The following is a 26,540-nucleotide window of genomic DNA, read 5'->3' as shown; positions in this document are numbered from 1 at the left end:
GGAAGGAGCACTTCCGGATGGTGGCGAGACGGAAGCCAGGTCGCCGATGGCCCCGAGGTCCGTGCAGTGGCCGCCGTACGTGCGGGTCGCGCCGTGGTTGCTGACCGTCGGCGGGCTGGTGTGGAACGCGCTGGACCCGACCGACTACTGGGGCGATCCGATGCTGGCGGCGGCCGCCGTGCTGGCGGGGGCGCTGCTGATGCTGGGGGACACCGTCGCGGTGGGGGCGGCCAACGCGCTGGGCATCCTGGTGCTGTCCGCCCGGGACGGGTCGCTCGGGACCCGGGCCGGCTTCCTGGAGCTGGGGAACACGGTGTTCGCGGCGCTGCTCGGGATCGCGGTGAACCGGGTGGTGGCCCGGCACGGGCGGCGGTTGGAGCGGGTGCGTTCGGTGGCCGAGGCGGCGCAGCGGGCGGTGCTGCCGGAGCCGCCCGCGCGGGTGGGGCGGCTGTCGGTCGCGGCCTGTTACCGGGCCGCCCAGGACGAGGCGCTGATCGGCGGGGACGCGTACGCGCTGCAGGTCACCCCGTACGGCGTGCGCGGGCTGATCGCCGATGTGCGGGGCAAGGGGCTGCACGCGGTCGGGGCCGTGTCGGTGCTGCTGGGCGCCTTCCGGGAGGGCTCGCACCGGCTGCCGGACCTGGTCGCGCTCGCGGACGCCCTGGAGGAATCGCTGCTGCGGGAGAGCGAGCGGATGAGCGAGGAGCTGCGTTTGGAGGGGTTCATCACCGCGCTGCTGGTGGAGTTCCCGCCGGGGGAGGAGAGCGTGCGCACGCTCGACTGCGGGCACCCCGGCCCGTACCTGCTGGGCCCCTACCCGCCGGGCGGGGCCGCGCCCCGGGTGCGCCGGCTGGACGCGGCGGACCCGGGGCTGCCGCTGGGGATGGGCGGGCTGGGCGTGGCGCGTCCGCTGCCGGAGGGGCGGCCGTTCCCGGCCGGGTGCACGCTGCTGCTGGTGACCGACGGGGTCACCGAGGCCCGGGACGCGGCGGGGGAGTTCTACGACCCGGTGCTCGGCCTGGCCCCGCTGGGGCCGTTCACCGGGCCGGGGGAGGTGCTGGACGCGCTGGTGGCGGACGTCGAGCGGTGGACGGGCGGGCCCCGGGACGACGACATGGCGGTGCTGGCGATCACCCGCCGTGCGGAGCCGGGGGCGGACAGTCGGCGCTGAGGGTCGAGGGCGGCGGCCGGTGGACCGGTTCGCGCCGGGGGCGGCTCGTATCCGCCCTGTGATCCCCTTCTACGGCTCGCTTCGGTCACGCCAGTATCACGATGAGGTGACGGTAGGGCTGCACTCCATGGAATCCGGCCAAGTTGAGCGCCTCCGTCCGGTGGCCGGAAAGGTCCCGTCCGAATAGCGGACGTCGAAATGGACCGGCGGGCCCCGGGGTGATCAAGGTGCCCGTCGGGCCGCGCCGCCTTGGCCGAGGGGCGCCGTCGGCGGCGCGGCCGCGCGGGACGCGTCCATAAGGAGCGCGCAAGGGTCCGGCGGGCGAGTGGCGGGATTCGGCCGACCTGCGGTCCGTCCGGAAACGGACCCGGTGCTTGCCCGGTGTCGAAGGGGTGACCGAGAGTCGCACCAATGAACGAGAAGCCCAGCTCCCGCCAGGCCCGTCTGCTCGGCCACCGCGATTTCCGGCTCCTGCTGACCGGAGCCGCGGCGGCCCAGACGGGCACTCAGGTCACCCTGGTGGCCCTTCCCTTGGTGGCGGTGATGGTGCTCGACGCCACGCCGTTCGAAGTCGGCCTGCTGACCGCCGCCGAGACCGCCGCCTTCCTGCTCATCGGCCTCCCTGCGGGCGCCTGGCTGGACCGGATGCGCAAGCTGCCGGTGCTGATCAGGGCCGACGTGGTGCGCTGCCTGGCCGTGGGGTCGATCCCGCCGGCCGCCGCGCTCGGCGTGCTGACCATGCCGCAGCTCTACCTCGTGGCACTGGTCACCGGGGTGGCGACGGTGTTCTTCGACGTCGCCCACCAGTCCTTCCTGCCCGCCGTCCTGCCGCGCGAGCAACTGGTCGGCGGCAACGGAGCGTTGGAGACGGTCCGCTCCTCGGCGCAGATCGCCGGGCCGGGCCTCGGCGGCGGGCTGGTCCAGCTGCTCGGGGCGCCGCTCGCCATCGTGGCCGACGCCTGCGGCTACCTCGTCTCCGCGCTGCTGCTCGGCCGGATCAAGGTCGAGGAGCAGCGCCCGGAACCCGAACCGGGGCGCTCGCTGCGGGCCGAGGTCGGGGAGGGCGTCCGGTTCGTGCTCGGCCACCCGCTGCTGCGGGCGATCGCGACCGCCACTGCCACGTCCAACCTGTTCTCCGCCGTGCTGACCGCCGTGCAGACGGTGTTCTGGGTACGGGTGCTCGACCTGTCGCCGGGCGCCATCGGCGTGCTGCTGTCGGTCTCCGCCCTCGGCGGACTGGCCGGCGCGCTGTGCGCCGGGCAGCTCGCCCGGTGGATCGGGCAGGCCCGGCTGATCTGGCTCTCCACGCTGGTGACGGCACCGTTCGCGATGCTGTGGCCGCTGTCCGGCGGCGGCGCGGGCGTGGTGCTGTTCGGCCTGGCCTCCGGGGTGGTGCTGTTCGGCGCGGTCGCCTACAACGTCGCCCAGGTCAGCTTCCGGCAGAGCCTCTGCCCGCCGGAGCTGCTCGGCCGGATGAACGCCACCATGCGCTTCCTGGTGTGGGGCACCCTGCCGATCGGCGCCCTGGTCGGCGGCGTGGTCGCCGACGCGGCCGGGCCGCGCGCCGCGCTCTGGGTCTGCGCCGTCGGTTTCCTGCTGGTGCCGCTGCCGCTGTTGCTCTCCCCGCTGCGGCGGATGCGCGAGCTGCCGGACCCGGACCGTACGGCGGGGCCGGGCGCGGGCGCGGACGTCAGCGAGGAGGAGAGCGCCGTGAGCCCGGGGGTGTCCTGACCCGCCTGCCCGCCTGCCCGCCTGCCCGTAGCAACCGGACCTGAGCAACGCCCTGATCGATCACCTCGACCGATCCCGACCGATCCCCGACCCGAGCCGCGACCGGAAACCGGAGACCGTTCCCGTGCACGCCAGCATCACCGCCGCCTACCTCGCCCGGTACCGTTCCGCCGCCGCCGAATCCCCGGTGGAGCTGCTCCCGCTGACCGGCGCCCAGCGACGGTTCCTGATCACCCGCCGGCTCACGCCGCAGAGCCGCAGCGACATCGTCCCGCTGATGTTCGCCTACCCGCGCGGCACCCTCGACCTGGAGCGGCTGGCCCGCGCCGCCACCGCGGTGGCCGCCCACCACCCGGCGCTGTGCGGAGGCTTCGCCACCGTGCGCGGCACACCCGTGCTACGCGCCGGCGGCCCCTCCGCCGAGGCCGCCCGGATCCCCGTCGCCCCCGGCGGCACCGCCCGCGCCGCGCTGCGCGAGGCCCTGCTGGACTGGCCCGCCGACGGGCCCGCGCTGCGCCTGCTGGTGGCCGCGGACCCGGACGGGGAGCCGTCCGCGGACCCGTCCGGGGCCGAGGAACTGCTCGTCGTCGCACTGGACCACGCCGCCTGCGACGAGCAGTCGCTCGGGGTGCTCACCGCCGAGCTCAGCGCCGCGTACGAGCAGGACGAGCCGCCAGCGGCCGGGCCCACCCCCCAGGCGCTGGCCGACTACCGGCAGGCCGTCGAGCTGCAGTTGGACGCCGAGGACGCCGCCGGCGGCCCCGCCGCCCAGGCCTACTGGGGCCGCCGGCTGGGCGGCCTGACCGGGGCGGGAGGCAGCGCGGCCACGTCCACCGGCATGCTCACCGAGCGGCTGCCCGCCGCCGAGGGCGCCGCCCGCGGCGCCGTCTTCCCGGCCCTGCTGGACGCGGTCGGCTCGGCACTGCACCGGCTGCACCGGACGGAGGGGCCCTCCCGGCCGGAGACCGGGGGAGGGGCGCTCGCGCTCGGCTACCCGTGGGGCGGACGGCCGCCGGGCGCTCCCGCCGCACTCGGCTGCTTCCTCAACACCCTGGTGCACCCGGCGACTCCGGGGCCGGTCGCGGACCTGGACGCGCTCGCGGACGCCTGGTGGGACGACCTGGACCAGGCCGGCACCCCCTTCGACGAGGTGGTCCGCGCCGCCCGCACCGCCGGGGCCCCGTGGTCGGGCGCCCTGGACGGCCTGCTCACCCTGGACGACCTGCACCGCCGCCCGCCGCTGGTGCTCGGCGGCACCCCCGGCTGGGAGACCCCGCTGGACGGGCGCCCGCTCGCCGCGCCGATGGCCGTCTCCGCCTCGCACGGCGACGACCTGCTGGTCCGGCTGGCCTGGGACCGCGACCGCTTCCCCGAGGCCGACGCCCACGCGGCCTTCGACGACCTGCTCGCCGTGCTGCGGCACCACCTGCCCGCCCGGCCGAGCCCGGTGCCGCAGGCCTGAACCCGCCTGCCCCGCAGGCCCGACACCGCACGTCCGAGACCGTACTTCCGAGACCGTACTTCCGACGCCGCCCGCCCGAGACCGTACGCCCGGAACCACCCGCCCGGGACCGTACGCCCGAGACCGCGGGCGCCGAACTCCCACCCAGGATCCCGAACGGCGGATCCGCCATGCCCGTCCGCGCGCGTCCGACACGCCCCCGGACGGGACCCCCGGGCCCCGGGCCGCACCTCACCCCGGTGCGGCCCGGCCACCGGCCGGTACGGGAACACCCCACGCCCGCTTCCGGCCACCGCAGTGCCGACACAGCCCACCACACAAGGGAATCGACGATGTTCGCACTCTCTCCGTCACAGGAGATCGTCTGGCTGCACGAGCAGATGCTGCCGGGCAGCCGCGCCTACAACTTCACCGCCGTCCTCGACCTGTGGGGCGCTCTCGACCGGGACGCGCTGCACACCGGTCTGGCCGCCGTGCTGGCCCACCACCCGGGCCTGCGGCTGGAGTTGGTGCCCAGCCCGGAGGGCCTGCCCGGCCAGCGGGTCGCCGAGGACTGCGAACCGGAGCTGCGCCACAGCGACTTCGCCGCCGAGCAGGACCCGGAGGCCGCCTTCCAGCGGCTGCTCGCCGCCGAGGCCGAGGAGCCGCTGGACACCGGCCGGGCGCCGGTGCTGCGCTGGCACCTGGTCCGGCTCGGCGAGGACCACCACCGGCTGATCCACGTCGAGCACCACCTCGTCCACGACGGCCACTCCTTCGCGATCCTGCTGCGCGACCTGTTCACCGTCTACCGCGCCACCGTCCTCGGCGAGCCGTACCAACTGCCCGTCGCCCCCTCGTACGAGGACCACGCCCGCGCCGCCGCCGACCTCCCCCGGGACCGCGGCCTCGACTTCTGGACCAGGGAGCTGGCCGACGCGCCGCGCGAGGTCACCCTGCCCGGGCTGGCCCGGCCGCGCGCCGAACGGCGCCACCACGGCGGCCAGTTGCGCCAGTCGATCGGCGCCGACCTGGCCGGGCGGCTGCGCGAGCGCAGCAAGGCGGACGGCCACACCCCGTTCAGCACCCTGCTCGCCCTGCTCGCCGAACTGCTGCGCCGGCACAGCGGCCACCGCGAGCTGGTGATCGGCACCGCCGTCGGCAACCGCCCGGAGGGCTTCGAGGGCACCGTCGGCATGTTCGTCAACACCGTCCCGCTGCGCCTGCGGCTCGACCCGACGGTCCCCGGCACCGAGGCCGTCGACGAGGTGACCGACGTCCTGCTGCGCGCGCTGCCGTACCAGGACCTGCCGGTCCAGGAGCTGACCCGCCGGCTCGGACTGCACACCAGCGGCGCCGACAACCCGCTGTTCAACGTGATGTTCAGCGCGCACGACGCGGCGCTGCCCGACGTCCAGGCGCCCGGTCTCGAGGTCTCGCTGTACGAGGGCTTCAACACCGGCACCACCCGCTTCGACCTCGACCTGGTGCTGCTGCCCGACGACCGCCGGGTGGTCGGCGAGAAGCACGGCGCCGCCGGGATGACCCTGGTCTGGGACTACGACGCCGACCTGTTCCGCGAGTCCGACGCGGTGCTGCTGTCCGAGCGGCTGCTGGAGCTGCTGCGCTGCTACCTGGACCGCCCGCAGACGCCGATCGCCGACCTGGCCCCCGCACCCGAGGCCGCGCAGGCCGCCCCGGCCGCCCCGGTCACCCCCGCCGTGCTCGACCCGGCCACCGCCCACGACCCGGCCTCGCTCGCCCTGCTGGCTGGCACCGAGCGGATCAGCTACGGCGAACTCGACCGCCGGGTCGCCGAGTTGGTCGAGCGAATGAGCGCCGCCGGCGTCACCCCCGGCCAGCCGGTCGCCGCCGTGCTGCCGCGCGGCGCGGACAGCGTGGTCGCGCTGCTCGCCTGCCTGCGCCACGGCGCCGTGTACGCGCCGCTGTCCACCGAGGACCCGGCCGCCCGGCTCGGGCTGCTGCTGGAGCGGCTGAGCCCGGCGCTCGTCCTCACCACCCGGCAGAGCGCGTCGGCACTGCCGGAGGAGGGCGTCACCCCGGCGCTGCTGGACGGCCCCGAATTCCCGAAGGCCGAGCCCGCCGCCGTGCTGGACGGCGCCGCGTACGTGATCCACACCTCCGGCTCCACCGGCGTCCCCAAGCCCGTCCTGGTCGGCCGCGAGGCCCTCGCCGGGTACGTCGCCGCGATCGTCGACCGCTACCGCCTCACCTCCGCCGACCGGGCGCTGCTGTTCGCCCGGCCGTCCTTCGACGTGGCCCTGGAGGAGGTGCTGCCCGCCCTCGCGGCCGGCGCCGCCCTCGTCGTGCCGCAGCGCGAGGTGCCCACCGGGCCCGAGCTGGTCGCCGTGCTGGCCGCCCGCGGCGTGACCGTCGCCAACCTGCCGACCAGCTACCTGCTCGCCGTCCGCGAGGACCTGCGCGCGGCGCTGGACGACGGCCGCTGGGCGCCCCGGCTGCTGGTGCTCGGCGGCGAGCGGCTGCCCGCCCGGGCGCTGACCGGCCTGACCGGGGCCACCACCGTGCTGAACGCCTACGGCGTCACCGAGGCCACCGTCACCTCCACCGTGTACGAGATCACCGACGCCGACGTCGCCGAGGACGGCGAGATCCCGCTCGGCGCCGAACTCGATGGCGTGAGCGTCCACGTCCTGGACGACACCCTGCGCCCGCTCGCCCCCGGCTGCGTCGGCGAACTCGTGGTCAGCGGCGGCCTGTTGGCCGAGGGCTACCTCGGCCTGCCGGAGCCCACCGCGGCCCGCTTCACGACCGTCCCCGCGCTCGGCGGCGCCCGGGTGTACCGCACCGGCGACCGCGGCTACCGCGACCTGGACGGGCGGCTGTGCTTCCTCGGCCGCGCCGACAACCAGGTCAAGCTGCGCGGCCACCGGATCGAGCTGGAGGAGATCGAGGCCGCCGCCTCCGCCGAACTCGGCGGCCGCTCCTGCGCGGTGCTGCTGCACACCGACCCGCGGACCGGCCCCCGCCTGGTCGGCTTCCTGGAGGGCGCCGACCGCCCCGACCAGGCGGCCCTGCACGAGGCGCTCGCCCGCCGGCTGCCCGGCGGACTCGTCCCGGCGAGCTGGACGGCCGTCGCCGCGATGCCGACCCTGCCCGGCGGCAAGCCCGACCGCGCCGCCCTCGCCCGCCTGGTGGAGCAGGCCCCGGAGCCGCAGGAGGGCGCGCCGGGCGAGTTCGCCGACCCCGGCCAGCAGCTGATCGCCGCCGCCTGGCGCGAGGTGCTCGGCCACGACCGCTTCACCGCGGACTCGCACTTCTTCGAGGTCGGCGGCCACTCGCTGCTCGCCGCCCAGCTCGCCGCGTACCTGGAGCCCCACCTCGGCAGCCGCCCGCCGCTGCGCACCCTGTTCCGCCACGCCGTGCTGGCCGACCAGGCCCGCGCCCTCGCCGCGGACGCCAAGTGAACGCGCCTTCCAAGGCATCGAACTGACGGCTCGTCACTTTCTGTGGAGATGATGATGGAACACCTTGGCACGGAACTCCGGAGCACGGACAGCCTGAGTGCGGGCAACCCGGGTACGGGCAGTCTGAGCATCGGCTACGGCCGCCCGCACCAGGACGGCGCGGTGCTCGACCTGTTCACCGCCTGGGCGCACCGCACCCCCGACGCCCCCGCCCTGATCGACGGCGGGCAGGTCTACAGCTACGCCGAACTCGACCGCCTCGCCGACACCGTGGCCGAGGCGCTGCGCGGCAGGGTCGGCCCCGGCGACCTGCTCGGCGTCTGCCTCGCCCACTCGGTCTCGCTGGTCGCCGTCACCCTGGCCGCCGCCAAGCTCGGCGCCGTCCACCTGCCGCTCGGCCCGCGCCCCGGCGAGCGCCGGCTGCGCGCCGTCGCCGAGCAGCTGCGCCCGGCCTGCCTGGTCGGCGAGCCGGACCTGCTGCCGCCCGGCGGCGAGCGGCTGCCGCTGGACCTGCCCACCGCCGGCGTGGTGGCCGCCCTGACCTCCGGCGGGCAGGTGCGCGTCCCGGTCGGCACCCACTACGCGGTGCTCACCTCCGGTTCCACCGGCACCCCGAAGGCCGTCGCCGTCACCGAGCCCGCGCTCGGCGCGCTGCTGCAGTGGTACCGCGGGGCGACCGGCCTCGGCCCCGGGGAGCGGCACAGCCTGCTGATCGGCGTCGCCTTCGACCCGCACGTGCAGGAGCTGTGGGCCGGCCTCACCTCCGGCGCGGCCCTGGTCGTCGCCCCCGAGGCGGTCCGCTGGGACACCGGCGCGCTCACCGACTGGTGGCGCGAGGCCGGCATCACCGTGTCCATCCTGCCCACCCCGCTGGCCGAGCCCGTCCTCGGTCGGCCCTGGCCCGCCGGGCTGGCGCTGCGCCACCTGGTGATCGGCGGCGACCGGCTGCGCCGCGCCCCCGGGCCCGACGTCACCGCGACCGTCCACAACGCCTACGGCCCCGCCGAGGCCACCGTCACCACCACCATGCACACCATGGCCCCCGGCGGGGACCACGGCGCCGGCGCCCCGCCGATCGGCCTGCCGATCGACGGCGTCGTCGTCCTGGTCACCGACGAGGACGGCCGCCCGGTACCGCGCGGCACGGCCGGCGAGCTGCGGATCGGCGGCCGCGGCCTGGCCGCCGGGTACCTCGACCCCGAGCTGACCGCCCGCCGCTTCGTCGACGCGCCCGCCGGCGTGGTCGGCACCGACCGGGTCTACCGCACCGGCGACCGGGTGGTGATGCGGCCGGACGGCGTACTGGAGTTCCACGGCCGCCTCGACGACCAGGTCAAGGTCAGCGGCGTGCGGATCGAACCCGCCGAGGTCGAGGCCGCCTTCGAGCGCGACCCGCAGGTGCGCCGGGCGGTGGTCGCCGCCGAACAGGCGCCGACCGGCGGGGTCCGGCTGCTGGCCTTCGTCCACGCCGAGGACGGCGCCGACCCGGCGGCGCTGCTCGACTCCGTCCGGCCCTGGCTGCCCGAGCAGGCCGTGCCCTCCGCCGTCCACCTGGTGGAGCGCTTCCCGCTGGACGCCAACGGCAAGGTGGACCGCCAGGCCCTGCTGGCCGACGTGGCGGTGCCGGACGCTGACCTGGCGGACGCGGTGGAGGAAGGGTGCGGCCCGGTCGAGCGGACCGTGCTGAAGCTCTGCCGCGAGCTGATCGGCCGCGCCGACCTCGGTCCCGAGGACAACTTCCTGGCCGCGGGCGGAAATTCGCTCGCCGCCGCGAGACTGCTGGAGGCCCTGGAGAACGAGTACGGCGTCCGGCTGCGCGCCCCCCTGGTGCTGCGTCAGCCCGACCTGCGGGCCGTCGCCCGGCTGGTCGAGGAACGGGTGGCCGATCTGGCCGCGACCGCCTGACCCCGCCCGAACCTCCTCAGCGGGGCGCCCCGGCCCACCCGGCCGGGGCGCCCGGAAGGGAACCACCGTGACCACCATGTCCTCGCCCGCCGCGGCCCGGTCTGCTGCGACCGACCAGCTGGCCCTGACCGACCTGCCCGCCCTCGTCGCCCGGCAGGCCGAGAGCCGCCCCGACGCGCTCGCCGTGACCGACGGCTCCACCGTCCTCACCTACCGCGAACTCGTCGACGCCGCAGGCCGGTTGGCCGCCGTCCTGGCCGCCCGGGGGATCGGCCCCGGCAGCGCCGTCGGCCTGCTGTGCGCCCGCTCGACCCGGTACGTCGTCGCCCAGCTCGCCGTCTGGCGGGCCGGCGCCCTGGCCGTCCCGATCGACCCGGCCTACCCGCGCCCGCGGATCGCCGAACTCACCGCCGACGCGGACCTCCGGCTCGTCCTCGGCGACAAGGGGCTGCTCGCCGAGGCCGGGCTCCCCGAGGAGCTCACCCTGGTGCTGACCGAGCGCGGCACCGAGGCCACCGACGGCACGGCGCCCGACGCCGCCGACCCGGCCGCGCCCGCCCTGCTCTACTACACCTCAGGCTCCACCGGCCGCCCCAAGGGCGTCCTCGTCCCGCACCGCGCCGTCGCCGACCTGGTCACCGCCGAGGACGCGGTCGTCCTCGGCCCGCGCGACCGGGTGCTCTTCCACTCCACCGTCTCCTTCGACGGCGCCACCTTCGAACTGTGGGCCCCGCTCGCCCGCGGCGCCGCCGTGGCCGTCTCCCCGAGCGAGCGGCCCAGCGCCGAGGACCTGGTCCGCGACGTCGAGAGCTTCGGCGTCACCACCGTCTTCCTCACCACCGCGCTCTTCCACCACCTGGCCGCCCGGCGCTCCCGGATCTTCGGCGTGCTGCGCACCCTGGTCGTCGGCGGCGAGGCGATCTCCGCCGAGCACGCGGGCGCCGTGCTGCGGGCCTTCCCCTGGCTCGAACTGGTCAACGGGTACGGGCCGACCGAGGCCACCACCTTCACCACCGTCCACCGGGTCACCCCGGCCGACTGCGCCGGCTCCGTCCCGATCGGCCGGACATTCGGCGGCGCCCGCGCCTACGTCCTGGACGAGGGCCTCGCGCCGGTGGCGCCGGGCGCCGTCGGCGAACTGTGGATCGCCGGCGACCGGCTGGCCCTCGGCTACCTCGACCGGCCGGAGCTGACCGCCGAGCGCTTCCGCGAACTGCCGGGCATCGGACGCGCCTACCGCAGCGGCGACCGGGTCGCCCAACTGCCGGACGGCTCCCTGGAGTACCACGGGCGCACCGACGACCAGGTCAAGGTACGGGGCTACCGGATCGAACCCGGCGAGGTCGAGCACGCGCTGCTCCAGCTGCCCGAGGTCGCCGAGGCGGCGGTCGTGGTCCGCCGGGCCGGGCAGCCCGACGCCGCGCTCACCGCCTGCCTGGTGCTCGCCGAGGGCGCCCGCCCGGCCGTCGAGGCGCTGCGCGCCCGGCTGGCCGAGCAGCTGCCCGCCCATCTGGTGCCCACCGCCTGGACCGTGCTCGCCGCGCTGCCGCTGACCGGCAGCGGGAAGGTGGACCGGCGGGCGCTGGCCGCCGACGAGCGGGCCGGGGCGCCCCCGGCCGGCGGCGGGCCGACCGGGGCGCACCCGGCCACCAGCGCCGGGCTCGGCCCGATCCAGCAGGTCGTCGCCGAGGCGTGGAGCCGGGCCCTGGAACGCCCGATCACCGACCCGGCCGCCGACTTCCTCGCCGAGGGCGGCCACTCGCTGCTCGCCATGTGGGTCGTGGACGACCTGCGCGAGGACCTCGGGGTCGAGCTGTCGCTCGCCGACTTCCTCGCCCACCCGACCGTCGCCGCCCAGGCCGACCTGCTGGAACGCGCCCTGCGGGCCGCCGACGACACCCCCGGAGCCGACCGATGAGCACCGTCGACCAGACCGACCTGCTGCGCCGCGCCCGCGACCGCCGCACCGCCACCGCCCCCGCCCGACCCGTCGCGCCCGGCGGTCCGGCCGCACCCGTCGAGCCGGCCCCGCTCTCGCACGCCCAGCAGCGGATGTGGCTGATGGACCACCTCGGCCAGGGCGGCGCCCTCTACAACGTGCCGATCGCCACCCGGCTGCGCGGCCCGCTCGACCAGGCCGCCCTCGCCGCCGCGATCACCGGCCTGACCGAGCGGCACGCCGTCCTGCGCACCCGCTACCCGCGCCGGGGCGACCAGCCCTACCAGCAGACCGACCCGGTCGCCCCGGTGCCGCTGCCGGTGCTGGACGCCACCGGCCCCGAGCAGCTCCTCGCCGAGGCCGCCCGCCCGTTCGACCTCGCCGCCGGCCCGGTGCTGCGCGCCCTGCTGCTGCGGCACGGTCCCGAGGACCACACACTGCTGCTGACGATCCATCACATCGCGGTGGACGGCGGCTCGCTGCCCTTCATCGCGTCGGACATCGCCGCGCTGTACCGCGCCGGATGCGAGGGGGTTCCGGCCCAACTCCCGTCGGTGGCCCCCTCGTACGCCGACTACGCCCGCCAGGAGCGAGCCCGGGAGGCCGAGTTGACGGCCGCCGCCGACACCCTCGCGGCCGGTCTGTCCGGAGCCCGACCGCTGTCGCTGCTGCGGCCCGTCCCGCCCGGCGCCCGCGAGCGCCGCGCCGCCCTGCACACCGCCCCGGTGGATCCCGCCGTGGTGGAACGGCTGCGCGTCCTCGGCGCGCGGCACGGCGCCACGCTGTACACCGTCGTCCTGGCCGCCGCGTTCGCCGTGCTGCGCACCGCCTCCGGGCAGGACGACCTCGTCCTCGGCTGCGCCAGCGGCCACCGCGCGCGGCCCGAGTTCCGCCGGACCGTCGGCCTCGCCGTCAACACCCTCGCCGTGCGGACGAATCCGTCCGGAGACCCGTCGTTCGCCGAACTGCTCGGTCTCGTCCGCACCGCCCTGCTCGACGCCCAGCAGCACCACGAGGTGCCGTTCGACCTCGTGGTCGAGCGGCTCGGCGCGGCCTCGCGCGGGGCGGACGGCACCCCGCTGCTCTCGGTCAGCTGCGACCTGCTCCGGATCGCCGACCCGCTGGTGCTGCCCGGCCTCGACACCGAGAACGTCGAACTCGACCTGGGACTGGCCAAGTTCGGCCTCACCCTGCTGCTGGAGGACGGCCCGCGGCCGCGCGTCCTGGTCCAGCACGACCAGGACGCGCTGGACGCGACCACCGCCGCCCGGCTCGCCGACGCCTTCGCCGCGCTGCTCACCGCCGTGGCCGGCAACCCGGACCTGGCACTGTCCGCACTGCCCGGCGAGCGGCTGGCCGCCGCCGAACACCCGGTGGTGGCCGCCCTCACGGCCGATCCCGCGGTGGTCGAGGCGGCCGTCGTCGAGCACCCCGACGGCCCGCCGCTCGCCTACGCGGTGGTGCGCGGGCCCGTCGCGCCGGCCGGCAGCGCCCTGCGGGCCGCCCTGCGCGGGCGCCTGCCGGCCGCCGAACTGCCGCGCGCGGTCACCCTGCTGGACCGGCTGCCCCGCCTCCCCGACGGCACCCCGGACCGCGACCGGCTGCCCGGCGCGGGCCCGCAGCCCGGCACCGCCGCGCTGTCCGGCACCGCCGCGCTGTCCGGCACCGCTCCGCTGTCCGGTGCCGCTCCGCTGGAGGGCGGCCCGCTGGACGTCGTCCGGCAGGCGTTCGGCGAACTGCTCAGCGCGACCCCGCCCGCCGACGGCGACTTCTTCGCCCTCGGCGGCCACTCCCTCATCGCCGTCCAGCTCGCCGAACGCCTGCGCACCCGCACCGGGCTGCCGCTCACCGGCCTCGACATCCTGGAACAGCGCACCCCGCGCGCCCTCGCCGCCCTGCTCGCCACCCGCGCGGACGAGCGCAGCGCCGCCCTCGCCCAGGCCGGCGCCCGCCCGCGGACCACCGGCGCCCGCACCGGCACCGTCCTGCTCACCGGCGCCACCGGAGGGGTCGGCGCGGCCGTGCTCCAGGAGCTGATGGCCCAGGGCCGGCCGGTCCGGGTACTGGTCCGGCCCGAGTCCGCGCACCTGCCCGTGCTGAACGGCGCCGAGGTGGCGGAGGGCGACCTCGGCGACCTCGACAGCCTGCGCCGGGCCGTCGAAGGCGTCGACGCCGTCATCCACTCCGCCTGCACCTTCACCGACCACGCCACCGACCTCGCCGCGATGCGCGCGCTGGTCGACGGCTGGCGGGGCGGCCCGTTCGTCTTCGTCAGCAGCATCGACGCGTACGGCCGCCCGCCGGGCACCGAGGTCCCCGAGGGCGGCCCCAGCGGCGCGCCGGTCACCCCGTACGGGCAGGCCAAGCTGGACAGCGAGCGGATCCTCTTCGAGGCCGCCGCCACCGGCCGCGGCCAGGCCGTCGCCGTCCGCGCCCCGATCGTCTGGGGCCCGCACCACCGCCTGCGCGACCAGCTCCGCTGGGGCTCCACCGGCGCCCTCTACCAGGCCGCCCTGGCCGGACACCCGATCGGCCTCCCCTCCGACGACGAGTGGTACGGCGCGTCCTGGGTGCACGCCGCCGCCCTGGCCCGCGCCCTCACCGCCTGCCTCACCCCCGACCACCCCGCCGCCGGCCGGGTCGTCAACGCGGTGAGCGGACACGTCTCCTGGCCCGAGTTCACCGCGGAACTGGTCCGCCTACTCGGCTCCGACAGCCCCATCACCACCGCCCCCGACGCCGACGAGGACCTCCGCCGCCCCTGGCACTACCGCGCGGACACCCTGGCCGCTCCCCTCGCCCCCGAACCCGGCGAGGACTGGCGCAGCGTCCTGGCGGCCATGGTCCGCTGAGCCCCCGCCGCGGGCGGAGGAGTCCGGCAATCCGGACCCCTCCGCCCGCGGCGCTGCTACTCCAGCAGCCACTCGACCCCTTCCTCCGGCACCCACGGGAAGGGCACCTCGGGCCACTGTGCCGCCGCCCACGCGTCGAGGTCGACCGCCATGACGGCGTCGATGAACTCGGTCGGCGGCCGGTAGTCGTGCGCGGTGATGTAGTGGGTGATCAGGAACGGTGCCGCATAGGCGATCGGCGGCGCGCTCGGGATCCGGATCTCGCCGTTGCCCTCCGGGTACTCGTCGCCCGGCGGGCACAGGTCGCAGTCGTGCAGCCCGAGGCAGACGTTCATCCACTGCACCTGTTGGACGGCCCTCAGCTTCGCCGTGAACTCGGCGGGCACCGTCCCGGTCGGATAGGGCTGGCCGGCCTCCAGCCAGCCGACGTTCAACCGGGTGTAGGCGGGGCGGTACCAGAGGGCGCGGAACCCGGGCTCCGGCTCGTCGAAATAGTCCTTGGCGTTGTAGGTGTACTCGGTCAGATCTTCGTAGAACACCGAGGCATCATGCCCGACCGGTCTCCACCGCCCCCTACCGGACCTGCCGTAGCCGGGCCGTGGCGACATCGCGGGTGCGCCCTGCGCGGTCGCGTTCGGTGGGCAGGCTCAGGACCTCGCACGGCTGCTGCCGGGTGCCTCCTCGGCGAGCTGCTTGACCTCAAGTCGGCTTGAATTCATAGCCTTCCCTCCGATCAGTCGTCAGATGACAGGAGAAGGCCCATGATTCTTGTGACCGGAGCCACCGGGAACATCGGACGCGCCCTGCTGGAGGACCTGCGGGCGCACGGAGCGGGCCCCCTCCGAGGCCTCACCCGTGACGCCGCCCGGGCCCGGTTCCCCGAGGGGGTGGAGGTGCGCGAAGGCGACTTCGCCGACCCGGCCGCCCTGGCGTCCGCCCTCGACGGGGTGCGCTCGCTGTTCCTGGTGTCGCGGATCGGCTCCGACGCCGAGATCCTCGCCGCCGCCCGCCGGGCGGGTGTCGAGCACGTGGTACTGGTGTCGTCCATCACCGTCCAGACGCATCCGCACCTGGGCCCCGCCCGCGAGAACGCCGCCGTCGAGCGGCTGCTCATGGACAGCGGCATGGCGTGGACGGTGCTCCGGCCGACGCAGTTCGCCTCGAACGCCCTGTGGTGGGCGCCGGCGATCCGCGAGCGCCGGACGGTCCGCGTGCCGTACGCGGACACCGGGCTGCCCACCGTCCACCCCGCGGACATCGCGGCCGTGGCGCGCGTGGCGCTCACCGAACCCGGCCACCGGGGACGGACCTACGCGCTGACCGGCCCGCGGCGGGTGACGGCCCGACAGCAGCTGGAGGCCGTCGCGGCGGCCCTGGGGCGGGAGGTGCCCGTCGCGGAGACCGGCCGCGCGGAGGCCCACCGCGAGCTGTCCGCGCTCCTGGGGGCCGAGGCCGCGGACGCGGTGCTGGACGTGACGGGCGGCGACGTCAACGACGAGCTGCTGGAGGTGCGCGACACCGTCGAAGCGATCACCGGATCCCCCGCCAGGCCCTTCCAGCGCTGGGTCTCCGAGAACATCGCCGCCTTCCGCTGAGCCGCCTCCCCGGCAGCGCCCCCGCCCGGCTCCGGGTGCTCAACCGATGGCCACCACCCGGGCCCACTCCGGCGGAGTGTCCGGCCGGATGCTCAAGGGCTGCTGGAGGAGGGGTCGAGACGGGTGGTTCGTGGGGGCTTGGGTGTGTTCTGGTGGAGGGCGGAGGGGGCGCGGCGGGGGTGTAGACGCTCGCGCATGGAACTGAGTGCGGAGGCTATGGTTCGCCGGCCCGGAGTGGCCTTGACTGGTGAGCACAAGGACGGACGCGCAGGGTTCACGAACACCGGCGGGTCCGCCGATCCGAACAGGCTCCTACTCCGAGTGAGGGTGATTGTGATGGCTGGTGTGGTGGATCTCGCGGTCGAGTCCGGTGTCGTGCTGGTGGTCGGTGGGACGGGGAAGACGGGTCGGCGGGTGGCGGACCGGCTGACGGCCCTGGGGTACGGGGTTCGGGTGGGGTCGCGTTCGGGTGCGGTGCCGTTCGACTGGCACGACGAGGGGACGTGGGAGGGGGCGTTGGAGGGTGTGAGTGCGGCGTATCTGACGTACTACCCGGATCTGGCGTTCCCGGGTGCGGTGGAGGCGGTGGGGGCGTTCTCGCGGTTGGCGGCGGAGCGCGGGGTGGGGCGGCTGGTGCTGCTGTCGGGGCGCGGTGAGGAGGCCGCGGAGGCGGGGGAGAAGGCGGTGATGGAGTCGGGGGCCGCGTGGACGGTGGTGCGGTGCGCGTGGTTCAACCAGAACTTCAGTGAGTCGTTCTTCCTGGAGCCGGTGCTGGCGGGGGAGTTGGCGTTGCCGGTGGGTGGTGCGGTGGAGCCGTTCGTGGACGCGGAGGACATCGCGGACGTGGCGGTGGCGGCGTTGACGGAGGCGGGGCACGCGGGGGAGGTGTACGAGCTGACGGGGCCGCGGCTGCTGTCGTTCTCGGACGTGGCGGTGGAGCTGTCGGCGGCGACGGGGCGTGAGGTGCGGTTCGAGGCGGTGTCGGAGGAGTCGTACCGGGGGGTGCTGGAGGCGGCGGGGCTGCCGGCGGACTTCGCGGAGCTGTTCTCGGTGATCCTGGACGGCCGCAACGCGTCGCTGGGCGACGGGGTGCGGCGGGCGTTGGGCCGTGAGCCGCGGGACTTCGCCGACTACGCCCGCGAGGCCGCCGCCTCGGGCGTGTGGAACGCGTGACCAGCCAGAAGGGCAACACCTGCCGTCCGTACGGCAGTCCACTTGATCGTCGGTGCCGGGCGGCGCCGACCGCCTGACCGAACACCCGGCCCCGGCCGGGAGCGGTGAGGAGGCCGGCGGCCCGGACACCGGGAGGGTCCCCGCGTCGGGCGGGGACCGGGGAGACCGAAGGAAAACCGATGCGCTCGAATCAGACCGCGACCCCTGCTTCCTACACCGCCGCACAGTCCTTCACCGGCCTCGCGCCGGGCGGTACGGCCCCGGCCGTACCCGCCACCCGGAGCAAGGCCGCCGGGCCGCTCCTGGTGGGCGCCACCGTCGCGATGGGCCTGATGGCGGGCCTGTTCTTCGCCTTCGACGTCTCGGTGATGCCGGGCCTCGCGGCGGGCGACGACCACACCTACGTGGCGGCGATGCAGCAGATCAACAAGGCGATCGACGGGAACGGGCTGTTCGGCCTGGTCTTCGTCGGCGCGTTCCTCGCCACCGGCATCGCCGCCTGGCTCCAGCACAAGGCAGGCCGGCGCCAGGCCGCGCTCTGGGCGGCGGCCGCGACGGCGCTGTACGTGGTGGCGCTGATCGTCACCATGGGCGTCAACATCCCGCTCAACAACGAGCTGGCGGCGGCCGGCGACCCGGCGCAGATCCACGACCTGGCCGCCGTACGGGCCAAGTTCGCGGACACCTGGGTCCCGGTCAACATGCTCCGCACCGCGCTCTGCGCCGGCGGGCTGTTCGCGCTGACCCGCTCCCTGGTGCTGCACGGCCGCGCGGGGCGCTGAACGCCGAACCCCCGTACCGCGCCCCCGGCGGAACCCCGCCGGGGGCCTCGGCATGTCCGATACCCGCGGTGCCCGGCGGTGTCTGGTGCTTACGGCGCCCGGTGCTCCCACTGGCCGGTTCCGTTCGCTCGCGATCGACGGAGGGTCGCGGCGGACGGCCCCTCGGGAGCAGACTGGCGGCCGGTGCACGGGAGTTCCGACCGCAGGGGGCAGACATGACCGTACGACCCGGCAGGCGAACGGCAGTCGGCAGGATCCGGACCGCGATCGGCGCGCTCGTCGTCGCCCTGGCGGCGGGAGCGGCGGTCGCCCTGCCCGCCACCGGGGCGGAGGCGGCCGGTGCCAACGGCGGCAAGGTGGTCTACCTGACCTTCGACGACGGCCCCAGCCCCGCCTACACGCCCAAGGTCCTGGCGACGCTCGCCCGGTACGGGGTGCGCGCGACCTTCTTCGAGATCGGGCAGAACGTCGCCGCCCACCCCTCGGTGACCGCGCAGGTCGCCAAGCAGGGCCACAGCGTGCAGAACCACTCCTGGTCGCACCCGGACCTGCGCAAGCTCTCCGCCGCCGCGCTCGACGCGCAGGTGGCCGACACCGACCGGGCGATCCGCGCGCGGACCGGCCGCACCCCGAGCTGCCTGCGCCCGCCGTACGGCGCGGTGAACAGCACGGTGCGCTCGAAGGCCGCGGCGCTCGGCAAGCAGGTCGTGCTCTGGTCGGTGGATCCGGCGGACTGGTCCCGCCCCGGCACGGCCGCGATCCGGTCACGGGTGCTGGACAACGTCCGTCCCGGCTCGGTGGTCCTGATGCACGACGGCGGCGGCGACCGCAGTCAGACGGTGGCCGCGCTGCCGACGATCATCTCCACGCTCAAGGCGCGCGGGTACGGCTTCGCCACCCTCTGCGGCTGAGTCGGGCCGGCGGCAGAGGGTGGCGGGGGACGGGCGGCGCGCTGGGGCCGCCCGTCGAGCGGGCTCGGCCCGGCTGCTGAGCGGGTCCGGGCCGGCCGTCGAAGGGGCTCGGCCCGGTCGGCTCCGCCCGTAGCGGGTGCGGGCCGGTCAGCTCTGCCCGTTGAGGATCAGCGCCCACGCGAGGCAGGCCAGCGCGCCGGTCGACAGCAGGGTGCGCAGCACGTTGAAGCGCACCCAGCGCGCCTCGAAGCGGCTGCGCACCGCGGCCGGGTCGGCGATCCGCTGGGGCGACCCGGCGGCCTCGAGCTCGTCGTTCAGCGGGATGTTGACCGAGCGGGTCACCCCGATCATCGCGATGTACAGCACGAGGGCGGCGATGGTCGCGGGCAGGACGTCGTGCCCGTCCGAGGGCAGGTGCAGGGCGACCGCGGCCGCGGTGGCGAGCAGGGCGCCGACGAAGCCGAGGACGAACCAGCCGTTCAGGATCGCCTTGTTGATGCGCTGCATGACCTCGATGAAGGTCCGGTCCTCGGCCCGCGCGAGCGCGGGCATGACCGAGCAGGAGAATCCGTAGAACAGTCCCGCGGTCAGTCCACAGGTGACAGTGGCCGCCACCAGGACGAGTGTGCGTGCCGTTTCCATCGTCGTGAGCCCCTCACTTCTCGCTGTCGGTACCGCTGTACTGCCGTACCGCCGTATCGCGTTCGCCGTGTCTCGGTCCATACCCCGTGGGCAGATCATCCGGCATCGGGGCGGTGCGGGCCACCTCGATCACTCAAGAGTCCCTCAAATGACGAAGCGTCAAATGATGTGCCGACGTCTACACTTGGCGGCATGGACACTCTGACGGGACTCCTCGACGGCCCCAAGGCCCGTGGCGCGTTCCTGCTGCGCTCCATCCTCACCCCGCCGTGGTCGCTGCGGATCGAGGACCGGGCCCCGCTCTCGGTCGTGACGATGGTCCGCGGCGACGCCTGGATCCTGCCCGAGCGCGGCACCCCGCTGCTGCTGCACCCCGGGGACGTGGCGATCGTGCGCGGCCCGGAGCCGTACACGGTGGCGGACGATCCGGACACCCCGGTGGACGTGATCGTCGGCCCGGGCCAGGTCTGCACCAAGGGCGGGGTGGACGTCTCCGAGGTGATGTCGCTCGGCGTCCGGACCTGGGGCCAGGGGCGGGAGGGCGACCGGGCCTCCTCGGTGGTGCTGTCCGGCACCTACCAGGCCGAGCACGAGATCGGCCAGCGGCTGCTGGGCTGCCTGCCCGCGCTGCTGGTCCGCCCGGCCGGCACCGGCGCGGACGACACCCTGGTGCACCTGCTGGCCGCCGAGATAGGGCGCAACGAGCCCGGCCAGGAGCTCGTCCTGGACCGCATCCTGGACCTGCTGGTGGTCTCCGTGCTGCGCTCCTGGCTGGCCGCCCCCGACTCCGGTGCCCCCGCCTGGTACCGCGCGCAGCACGACCAGGTGGTCGGCCCGGTGCTGCGGCTGATGCACGACGACCCGGCCACCGCGTGGACGGTCGCCGAACTGGCCCAGCGGGTCGGCGTCTCCCGGGCCGGCCTGGCCCGCCGCTTCACCGCCCTGGTCGGCGAGCCCCCGATGGCGTACCTGGCGGGCTGGCGCCTGGCGGTCGCCGCCGACCTGCTGCGCGAGCCCGAGTGCACCGTCGCCTTCGCCGCCCGCAAAGTCGGCTACAGCAACGCCTTCGCGCTCTCGGCGGCCTTCAAGCGGGTGCGCGGCGTCAGTCCGCAGGAGCACCGCCGGCTGGCCGCCACGGGCAGCCAGCCGCAGGCGGCGGGCTTCTCGGGGCCGGCGGAGACGGTGATCCTGGCGGGCTGAGCGGGCTGAGCGGGCTGAGCAGGTCGTTTCCATTTGCCTAAACCATTTAGGCAATCCCATACTGTCCGTAGGCCACCGACGCGACCGTACGGGAGAACGCACATGGCACGGGCAGGGCTGACCGTCGAACGCCTGGTCGTCGCGGGCGCCGAACTCGCCGACGAGGTCGGCTTCGACCAGGTGACCGTCGCCGCGGTAGCCCGCCGCTTCGGCGTCCGGACGGCCAGCCTCTACTCCCACCTCAAGAGCTCCCAGGACCTCAAGACCCGGATCGCCCTGTACGCCCTGGAGGAACTCGCCGACCTCGTCGCCGACGCCCTCGCCGGCCGGGCGGGCCGCGACGCGCTCGCCGCCTTCGCGGACGCCTACCGCGACTACGCGGCCCGCCACCCCGGCCGCTACGACGCCACCCGCCTGCGCCTGGACGCCGAGACGGCCGCCGCCAGCGCGGGCGTCCGGCACGCCCAGATGTCCAGGGCGCTCCTGCGCGGCTACGACCTGGGCGAACCGGAGCAGACCCACGCGGTGCGGATGCTCGGCAGCGTCTTCCACGGCTACATCAGCCTGGAGGCGGCCGGCGGCTTCAGCCACACCGCCGTCGACGCGCGGCAGTCCTGGGACTGGATCATCGACTCCCTCGACGCGCTGCTGCGCTCGGGCGGAGTCCGTGCGACCGGCTGACCGACTGACCGGCCTCCCGTACGACCAGTCCGGCCATCCGCCCATGAGCCCGGTCTGACGACCAGGCGACCCGACGAACCGACGAACCGAAGAAGCATCATGACCACGATCACCACCCCCGTCACCGAGGACCTCCTCCACGGCCACCTCGACGTCGAACACACCCGCCGCGGCCTGCTGCCGCACCGCCTGCCCGCCGCCGCCCGCCGACGGATCCCGGACGAGCAGCTCGCGGTGGCCGAGTCCCAGCCCTCCGGCGTCCGGCTGGCCTTCCGCACCCGCGCCACCACGATCACGCTGCACGCCGTCCCCACCAAGCGCGCCTACCCGGGCGTCCCGAACGTCCCGGACGGCGTCTACGACCTCCTGGTGGACGGCCGGCTCACCGCGCAAGCCGGCGTCCCCGGCGGCAACCTGCGCACCGTCGACCTCGCCACCGGCCGCTTCGAACTGACCGAAGGACCGTCCGGCAGCGCCCGGTTCACCGGCCTGCCGGAGCGGGACAAGACCGTCGAGATCTGGCTCCCGCACACCGAGACCACCGAACTGATCGCCCTCGACACCGACGCCCCGGTCGAGCCGGTCCCGACCGGCACCCGCAAGCGCTGGCTGCACCACGGCAGTTCGATCAGCCACGGCTCCAACGCCGCGCACCCCACCGGCACTTGGCCCGCCCTGGTCGCCAACCGCGCGGGCCTGGACCTGACCAACCTCGGCTTCGGCGGCGGCGCCCTGCTCGACCCCTTCACCGCGCGCACCATCCGCGACACCCCCGCGGACCTGATCAGCCTCAAGCTCGGCATCAACCTGGTGAACAGCGACCTGATGCGGCTGCGCGCCTTCACCCCGGCCGTCCACGGCTTCCTGGACACCGTCCGGGACGGCCACCCGAGCACGCCACTGCTGCTCGTCTCCCCGCTGCTCTGCCCGCTCCACGAAACCGTGCCGGGCCCGCTCGCCCCCGACTTCAGCAGCGGCACCCTGCGCTTCCGAGCCACCGGAGACCCCGCCGACGTCGCCGCCGGCCGGCTCACCCTCACCGTCATCCGCGCCGAACTGGCCCGCATCGTCGCCGACCGCCGGGCCGACGGCGACCACCACCTCCACCACCTGGACGGCCTGGCCCTCTACGGCGAGCAGGACCACGAGGCCCACCCGCTCCCCGACGGCCTCCACCCCTCCCCGGAGGCCCACCGGCTCATCGCGGAGCGCTTCGCCGACCTCGCCCTCGCCCCCGGAGGCGCCCTGGCGCCGTGACCCGTCGTGACCCGCCGCGGCCGCCTCCCACAGGGAGCGGCCTCCCGGCTCCGGGGCCGGTCGCACGAGCAGTCAGTTCCCTGTGCTGTACTACGTGCTCCTCCGTACACCACGTACACCACGCGCCACTTCCGGAGCCACCTCTCGATGAGCACCACCTGCCCGACCTGCGCCACGGCGGACGAGACCGTCACCGTGCGCCTCGCCCTCCTGGACTCCGACCGGCCGCTCGACCCGCCGACGCGGGAGCTGCTGACGATGCCGTCCGAGCCCCGGGGCACGAGCGGGGCCGCGGTCGCCCTCTTCGTCCTGGCCGGCCTGACGGGCCTGCTGGGACTGACCACGCTGGGCTCCGGCGACAAGGCCGACGACGTCGACGACGCCGCGTACCAGTTCGGCTACCACTACGGGGCGTTCCTCTTCGCCGCGGTCCTGCTGGGCATCGGACTCGCCGTCCACTTCGCCCACCGGAGCCGGCGGAGCGACGCGGCGGACCAGTGGCCGCGGACCTACGAGCAGTGGCAGCAGCTCCACCAGGTGTGGCGGGCGACCTGGCTGTGCCGGCGCTGCCGCGTCGTGTTCCTCCCCGCCGCGTCGCTCCGCCCCGACTCCGCCGCCTCCGCCGCCTCCTCCGCGATACCCGCGGAGCAGTTCCCGCAGTGGTCGGTGGCCGTCGCGCGACAGGACGACCGCCCCGGCGCCCCGACCACGGCGGCCTGACCGGCTGCCCGACCACGTCGGTCCGGCCGTCCACCCGGCAGCCGGCCCCCCGGAGGCCGCATCACGTGCCGCCGCCGGGGAGGCCCGGCCGGGTCGGGTCCGTCGCCTCAGGCCTGGCGCCTCAGGCCCGGCGCCTCAGGAACGCGCTGATCTCGTACGGCCCCTGCCGTGCGAGTCCGACCAGCGGCTCCAGGTAGCCCAGCCATGGCGCGTCGAACCCATCCGGGGCCGCCACCGACAGACGGCTCCGAGCCGCGGCGACCCGTCCTGCGGCGGCCGGCAGCGCCTCGTCCTCCAGGCACCCGTACGCCTGCTCCACGAGTGCGGCCATCCTCCGCCGCCCCTTGCGGGCATGCGCCTGCTCGGCGCCGTCGCGGGCCACGAGCAACTGCTCGACCGGGATGGTGACCGCGGCTTCGAACGCGCCGAGCAGCGGCTCCTCGCACAGCTGCCCCACCACGCCCTCGGACAGCGGCGGGTTGCCGGCGACCAGCCGGTCCAGCACGGTGATGCCCAGCACCGCGTACGCGCTGGCCGTACGCCACAGCAGCACCTCCACCGCCTGCGAGAACTCGAAGGCCGCGCCGTTCAGTTCCCGCGCGACCTCGTAGTCGAGCCGCGGCGCCACCCCGTCGTCCCCGTCGTCGCGACGGCCCTCGGCGGCGTCGGCCGCGTACCTCAACCGCATCTCCACGGCGAGCGCCGACCGCCACTCCGCGTGCAGGCCGCTGACCGTGCCGTGCATCGCCGCCAGCGCGCCGTGCTCGGCCTCCGTCAACCCGTCCAGGGCCTTCCTGCTCGGGAAATCCACCTCAGCGCCCTTCCGTCCGCCGACAACGTCGACGCCACGCTAGAGCCCCGCCGCGCCCGCCGCAGGCGAACCGGCCGCGCGCCACACCGATCAGGGCGAAACCCCGTAGCCCCGCCCCTCGTTCGGCACCAGCCGTACCGGCGTCGAACGAGGAGCGGGGCGGGCGTGGTCCACAGGCGGCGGGCGTCTCATGCGGCGGCCGCCCGGGACGCCGAGAGGGCGAGCGCGGTGACGACCGTGCCGCGGTGCACGCCCCAGGAGCCGGTGCGGACGGCCGGGAGGTGCGGGTGCCGGGCGGTGAAGGTGCCGTCGGCGTGCACGGTGACGGCGATGGCCGCCAGCGGAGCCCAGGTGCCGGTCAGCGGATGGACGGCCTTGTAGGCGGCCTCCTTGGCGCTGAACAGAACGGTGTCCCACGGGGCTTGGCCCTCGGGCAGCTCCGCCAGGCCGCCGCGTTCGGACGCGCTGCTGACCAGCTGCAGCACGCCCCGGGGAAGCGGCCGGGCGGGCTCGGCATCGATCCCGAGCGAGGTGAGCCGCCCGGTACCGGCGACCGCGCAGGCCGTGTACCCGTCCGTGTGGGTGATGCTGCCCGTGACACCCACCGGCCATCGGGGCGCCCCGCCGGGCCCCGGCAGCAGCGGCACCGGCGGGTGCCCGAGAGCGCCGAGCGCCTGGCGGGCGAGTGCCCGGGCGGTGGCGAACTGCCGTCGGCGGCGCGGCGAACGGTCCTGGATGTACGCCGCCTCCAATGGCAGCAGTCGCTCCTCGGACGGGTCACCGAAGGACTCGGCACAGTGGACGTGGGGCGGGAGCAGCGCGGCCAGGACGCCGGCGGGGGCGGTGGTGGTCACGGTCGTCAGCGGCCGGCCGTGACCAGCAGGTGGACGTGGTGCGCGACGTGCTGCGGGGCCTCCAACGGCACCATGTGGCCGGTGCCGGGAATCCGGTGCAGCTCGGCGTGCGGCAGCGCCGAGGCGAGCTCCTGGCTGAAGCTGGGCTTCACGATCTTGTCCTCGGTCCCGGTGATGACCGCCGTCGGCGCGGTGATCCCGGCCAGGCCCGCGCGCTGGTCCATCTCCTGGGTCGACGCGAAACAGGCGGCCCGGACGGCCGGCACCGTGGCGGCGAACAACCGGCGGTTGGCCTCCCGCGCGGCCAGGGTGGCACTCGGCCCGTGCGTCCCACCGAGCAGCCGACGGCCCAGCCACGGCGTCCCCAGGGCCCGGCTGAACAGCTTCGACCCCATCATCTTGACCTCGTTCGCCGGCGTGTTCTGCCCGTGCGAAGCCGTCGACACCAGCACAAGTCCCGCCAGCGGCTTGACACTTGCCCCGCCCTTCGCGGCGGACGGCCCCTTCGCGGACAGCCCCGCCGCCCAGGCCAGCGCCGCGTACCCGCCACCGGAGTGCCCCACCACCACGACCGGCCGCTCCGGCGTGGTGAGCGTCCCGACCACGGTGTCCAGGTCCCGCGCCAGCCGCTCGATGCCGATCGGCTCCTGTCCGGCCGTCGACGAGGCGTGACCGCGCTGGTCGTACGTGGCCACCGTGTGCCCGGCCGCCGCCAGCTGGCTCGCGGTGGCGTGCCACACGGTCCGGGACGCGGCCCAGCCGTGGACGAGCACCACCAACGGCCGGCTCGGGTCGGGCTCGCCAGGCTGGTGGACGGTGATGGCGAGCCGCGCGTGGTCGTCGGTGGTCGCGGTGTGGTCGGTGGTGGTGACGGCGTGCCGGGTGGGCAGCGTGCGGATCTCGGTGATGGTCACGGCGGGCCTCCTCTTCCTCTTCCGGTGACGGTTCTTACTTCTGGTTGTCGAGGTGGTGGCGGAGGTTGCTCAGGGCGCGCTGGGTGGCGGTGGTGTGCTTGGCGGTGAGGTTGGTCAGCTTGTGGAGGAACTTGGCGAGGCCGTGCGGGGTGGTGGCGAAGGTGACGGTGAGCAGGGTCTGGGCGCCGTCGTTGTGGGGCGTGAGCTGGTACGTCGTCGTGCCGTGGAAGTGGCCGGTGTGGCTCTGGGTCAGCCGGGCGTCGGGCGTCGCGTGGGTGGTCGTGGAGGTGAACCGGAGCTTGGGACCGGGCTTCCCGACGCCACCCGTGTGGACGGTGGTCGTGGTGGTGCCGCCCTCCTGCTGGGGGCCGGTGGGACCGGGCTGGTGGGTGTTGTGGGGGTGCCACCAGGTGGTCCTGCCGTTGAGTTCGTCGACGATGGCCTCCCAGACGGCGTGGGTGGGGTGGTCCAGGATGGCCCGGTCGGTGTGGTGGATGGCGTGCATGGGGAATTCG

Annotated in this window: 21 protein-coding genes; 15 read left to right on the top strand and 6 right to left on the bottom strand. The window is 75.4% G+C overall.

All coding sequences use genetic code 11. From position 1 onward, the window contains the following. Window positions 1-46: 46 nt before the first annotated feature. From ACFRQN_RS02775 to ACFRQN_RS02745, 7 genes are all read left to right on the top strand, one after another. Window positions 47-1,171, top strand: coding sequence for a PP2C family protein-serine/threonine phosphatase (locus tag ACFRQN_RS02775; RefSeq protein WP_380737728.1), 1,125 nt, complete (start codon window positions 47-49; stop codon window positions 1,169-1,171). Window positions 1,172-1,582: 411 nt separating this feature from the next. Beyond that, a complete protein-coding gene (locus ACFRQN_RS02770; protein ID WP_380737726.1) occupies window positions 1,583-2,902 on the top strand; it encodes an MFS transporter in 1,320 nt (439 codons plus the stop codon). A 124-nt stretch (window positions 2,903-3,026) separates the two neighbouring features. Beyond that, the gene (locus tag ACFRQN_RS02765) at window positions 3,027-4,364 is read left to right on the top strand and encodes a non-ribosomal peptide synthetase (RefSeq protein ID WP_380737724.1); all 1,338 of its coding nucleotides are present in this window, start codon (window positions 3,027-3,029) and stop codon (window positions 4,362-4,364) included. Window positions 4,365-4,696: 332 nt separating this feature from the next. Beyond that, on the top strand, window positions 4,697-7,789 hold the full coding sequence (locus ACFRQN_RS02760) for an amino acid adenylation domain-containing protein (protein WP_380737722.1): 3,093 nt from the start codon (window positions 4,697-4,699) through the stop codon (window positions 7,787-7,789). 54 nt (window positions 7,790-7,843) lie between these two features. Then, a complete protein-coding gene (locus ACFRQN_RS02755; RefSeq protein ID WP_380737720.1) occupies window positions 7,844-9,694 on the top strand; it encodes an amino acid adenylation domain-containing protein in 1,851 nt (616 codons plus the stop codon). 76 nt (window positions 9,695-9,770) lie between these two features. Then, a complete protein-coding gene (locus tag ACFRQN_RS02750) occupies window positions 9,771-11,612 on the top strand; it encodes a non-ribosomal peptide synthetase (protein WP_380737789.1) in 1,842 nt (613 codons plus the stop codon). Continuing rightward, window positions 11,609-14,485 (top strand): condensation domain-containing protein, encoded by a 2,877-nt coding sequence (locus tag ACFRQN_RS02745; protein ID WP_380737718.1) that lies wholly within the window; start codon window positions 11,609-11,611, stop codon window positions 14,483-14,485. Before ACFRQN_RS02750 ends, ACFRQN_RS02745 begins: the two co-directional genes overlap by 4 nt. A gap of 56 nt (window positions 14,486-14,541) precedes the next feature. Here the strand turns inward: ACFRQN_RS02745 and ACFRQN_RS02740 are convergent, their stop codons facing one another. Then, window positions 14,542-15,024 carry a hypothetical protein gene (locus ACFRQN_RS02740; protein ID WP_380737716.1) on the bottom strand — a complete coding sequence of 161 codons (483 nt, stop codon included), beginning with the start codon at window positions 15,022-15,024 and terminating at the stop codon, window positions 14,542-14,544. Between the two features lie 222 nt (window positions 15,025-15,246). Between ACFRQN_RS02740 and ACFRQN_RS02735 the strand changes: the two genes are divergently transcribed. The 4 genes from ACFRQN_RS02735 (at window position 15,247) to ACFRQN_RS02720 (ending at window position 18,946) form a co-directional block, all read left to right on the top strand. Next, entirely contained in the window at window positions 15,247-16,080 is an 834-nt protein-coding gene (locus ACFRQN_RS02735; RefSeq protein ID WP_380737714.1) for an NAD(P)H-binding protein, read from the top strand. Between the two features lie 336 nt (window positions 16,081-16,416). Then, window positions 16,417-17,253, top strand: coding sequence for an NmrA family transcriptional regulator (locus ACFRQN_RS02730; RefSeq protein ID WP_181970918.1), 837 nt, complete (start codon window positions 16,417-16,419; stop codon window positions 17,251-17,253). A 179-nt stretch (window positions 17,254-17,432) separates the two neighbouring features. Then, window positions 17,433-18,035 (top strand): DUF1772 domain-containing protein, encoded by a 603-nt coding sequence (locus tag ACFRQN_RS02725; protein ID WP_049653286.1) that lies wholly within the window; start codon window positions 17,433-17,435, stop codon window positions 18,033-18,035. Between the two features lie 215 nt (window positions 18,036-18,250). Beyond that, window positions 18,251-18,946 (top strand): polysaccharide deacetylase family protein, encoded by a 696-nt coding sequence (locus tag ACFRQN_RS02720; protein WP_049653289.1) that lies wholly within the window; start codon window positions 18,251-18,253, stop codon window positions 18,944-18,946. 147 nt (window positions 18,947-19,093) lie between these two features. Here ACFRQN_RS02720 and ACFRQN_RS02715 read toward each other — a convergent pair whose 3' ends face one another. Then, window positions 19,094-19,561, bottom strand: a complete 468-nt coding sequence (locus ACFRQN_RS02715) for a DUF1772 domain-containing protein (protein ID WP_310593231.1) — start codon at window positions 19,559-19,561, stop codon at window positions 19,094-19,096. 219 nt (window positions 19,562-19,780) lie between these two features. On the opposite strand from ACFRQN_RS02715, the gene ACFRQN_RS02710 reads away from it, so the two are divergent. From ACFRQN_RS02710 to ACFRQN_RS02695, 4 genes are all read left to right on the top strand, one after another. Continuing rightward, window positions 19,781-20,788, top strand: a complete 1,008-nt coding sequence (locus ACFRQN_RS02710; RefSeq protein WP_049653291.1) for an AraC family transcriptional regulator — start codon at window positions 19,781-19,783, stop codon at window positions 20,786-20,788. Between the two features lie 102 nt (window positions 20,789-20,890). Next, window positions 20,891-21,469 carry a TetR/AcrR family transcriptional regulator gene (locus ACFRQN_RS02705; protein WP_074004797.1) on the top strand — a complete coding sequence of 193 codons (579 nt, stop codon included), beginning with the start codon at window positions 20,891-20,893 and terminating at the stop codon, window positions 21,467-21,469. Between the two features lie 99 nt (window positions 21,470-21,568). Further along, window positions 21,569-22,726, top strand: a complete 1,158-nt coding sequence (locus tag ACFRQN_RS02700; protein ID WP_380737711.1) for a GDSL-type esterase/lipase family protein — start codon at window positions 21,569-21,571, stop codon at window positions 22,724-22,726. A 147-nt stretch (window positions 22,727-22,873) separates the two neighbouring features. Beyond that, a complete protein-coding gene (locus tag ACFRQN_RS02695; RefSeq protein ID WP_380737709.1) occupies window positions 22,874-23,446 on the top strand; it encodes a hypothetical protein in 573 nt (190 codons plus the stop codon). A 121-nt stretch (window positions 23,447-23,567) separates the two neighbouring features. Here ACFRQN_RS02695 and ACFRQN_RS02690 read toward each other — a convergent pair whose 3' ends face one another. The 4 genes from ACFRQN_RS02690 to ACFRQN_RS02675 form a co-directional block, all read right to left on the bottom strand. Next, window positions 23,568-24,257 (bottom strand): hypothetical protein, encoded by a 690-nt coding sequence (locus tag ACFRQN_RS02690; RefSeq protein ID WP_143204655.1) that lies wholly within the window; start codon window positions 24,255-24,257, stop codon window positions 23,568-23,570. Window positions 24,258-24,445: 188 nt separating this feature from the next. Next, entirely contained in the window at window positions 24,446-25,111 is a 666-nt protein-coding gene (locus tag ACFRQN_RS02685) for a 4'-phosphopantetheinyl transferase (protein WP_380737707.1), read from the bottom strand. Between the two features lie 5 nt (window positions 25,112-25,116). Further along, window positions 25,117-26,025 carry an alpha/beta fold hydrolase gene (locus ACFRQN_RS02680; protein WP_380737705.1) on the bottom strand — a complete coding sequence of 303 codons (909 nt, stop codon included), beginning with the start codon at window positions 26,023-26,025 and terminating at the stop codon, window positions 25,117-25,119. 34 nt (window positions 26,026-26,059) lie between these two features. Then, window positions 26,060-26,530 (bottom strand): SRPBCC family protein, encoded by a 471-nt coding sequence (locus ACFRQN_RS02675; RefSeq protein WP_074004792.1) that lies wholly within the window; start codon window positions 26,528-26,530, stop codon window positions 26,060-26,062. Between the last annotated feature and the right edge of the window lie 10 nt (window positions 26,531-26,540).

The sequence above is a fragment of the Kitasatospora sp. NPDC056800 genome (assembly GCF_042789775.1).
Lineage (GTDB): Bacteria > Actinomycetota > Actinomycetes > Streptomycetales > Streptomycetaceae > Kitasatospora.
Note: the sequence above shows the minus strand (reverse complement) of the source record. Positions and strands in the feature narration are given on the sequence as shown.

What these genes read in the sequence shown, in the direction of transcription:
- ACFRQN_RS02775 (WP_380737728.1), top strand. Translation starts at nt 47, where the DNA reads ATGGCCCCGAGGTCCGTGCAGTGGCCGCCGTACGTGCGGGTCGCGCCG.
- ACFRQN_RS02770 (WP_380737726.1), top strand. Translation starts at nt 1,583, where the DNA reads ATGAACGAGAAGCCCAGCTCCCGCCAGGCCCGTCTGCTCGGCCACCGC.
- ACFRQN_RS02760 (WP_380737722.1), top strand. Translation starts at nt 4,697, where the DNA reads ATGTTCGCACTCTCTCCGTCACAGGAGATCGTCTGGCTGCACGAGCAG.
- ACFRQN_RS02755 (WP_380737720.1), top strand. Translation starts at nt 7,844, where the DNA reads ATGGAACACCTTGGCACGGAACTCCGGAGCACGGACAGCCTGAGTGCG.
- ACFRQN_RS02750 (WP_380737789.1), top strand. Translation starts at nt 9,771, where the DNA reads ATGTCCTCGCCCGCCGCGGCCCGGTCTGCTGCGACCGACCAGCTGGCC.
- ACFRQN_RS02745 (WP_380737718.1), top strand. Translation starts at nt 11,609, where the DNA reads ATGAGCACCGTCGACCAGACCGACCTGCTGCGCCGCGCCCGCGACCGC.
- ACFRQN_RS02735 (WP_380737714.1), top strand. Translation starts at nt 15,247, where the DNA reads ATGATTCTTGTGACCGGAGCCACCGGGAACATCGGACGCGCCCTGCTG.
- ACFRQN_RS02730 (WP_181970918.1), top strand. Translation starts at nt 16,417, where the DNA reads ATGGCTGGTGTGGTGGATCTCGCGGTCGAGTCCGGTGTCGTGCTGGTG.
- ACFRQN_RS02725 (WP_049653286.1), top strand. Translation starts at nt 17,433, where the DNA reads ATGCGCTCGAATCAGACCGCGACCCCTGCTTCCTACACCGCCGCACAG.
- ACFRQN_RS02720 (WP_049653289.1), top strand. Translation starts at nt 18,251, where the DNA reads ATGACCGTACGACCCGGCAGGCGAACGGCAGTCGGCAGGATCCGGACC.
- ACFRQN_RS02710 (WP_049653291.1), top strand. Translation starts at nt 19,781, where the DNA reads ATGGACACTCTGACGGGACTCCTCGACGGCCCCAAGGCCCGTGGCGCG.
- ACFRQN_RS02705 (WP_074004797.1), top strand. Translation starts at nt 20,891, where the DNA reads ATGGCACGGGCAGGGCTGACCGTCGAACGCCTGGTCGTCGCGGGCGCC.
- ACFRQN_RS02700 (WP_380737711.1), top strand. Translation starts at nt 21,569, where the DNA reads ATGACCACGATCACCACCCCCGTCACCGAGGACCTCCTCCACGGCCAC.
- ACFRQN_RS02695 (WP_380737709.1), top strand. Translation starts at nt 22,874, where the DNA reads ATGAGCACCACCTGCCCGACCTGCGCCACGGCGGACGAGACCGTCACC.
- ACFRQN_RS02675 (WP_074004792.1), bottom strand. Translation starts at nt 26,530, where the DNA reads ATGCACGCCATCCACCACACCGACCGGGCCATCCTGGACCACCCCACC.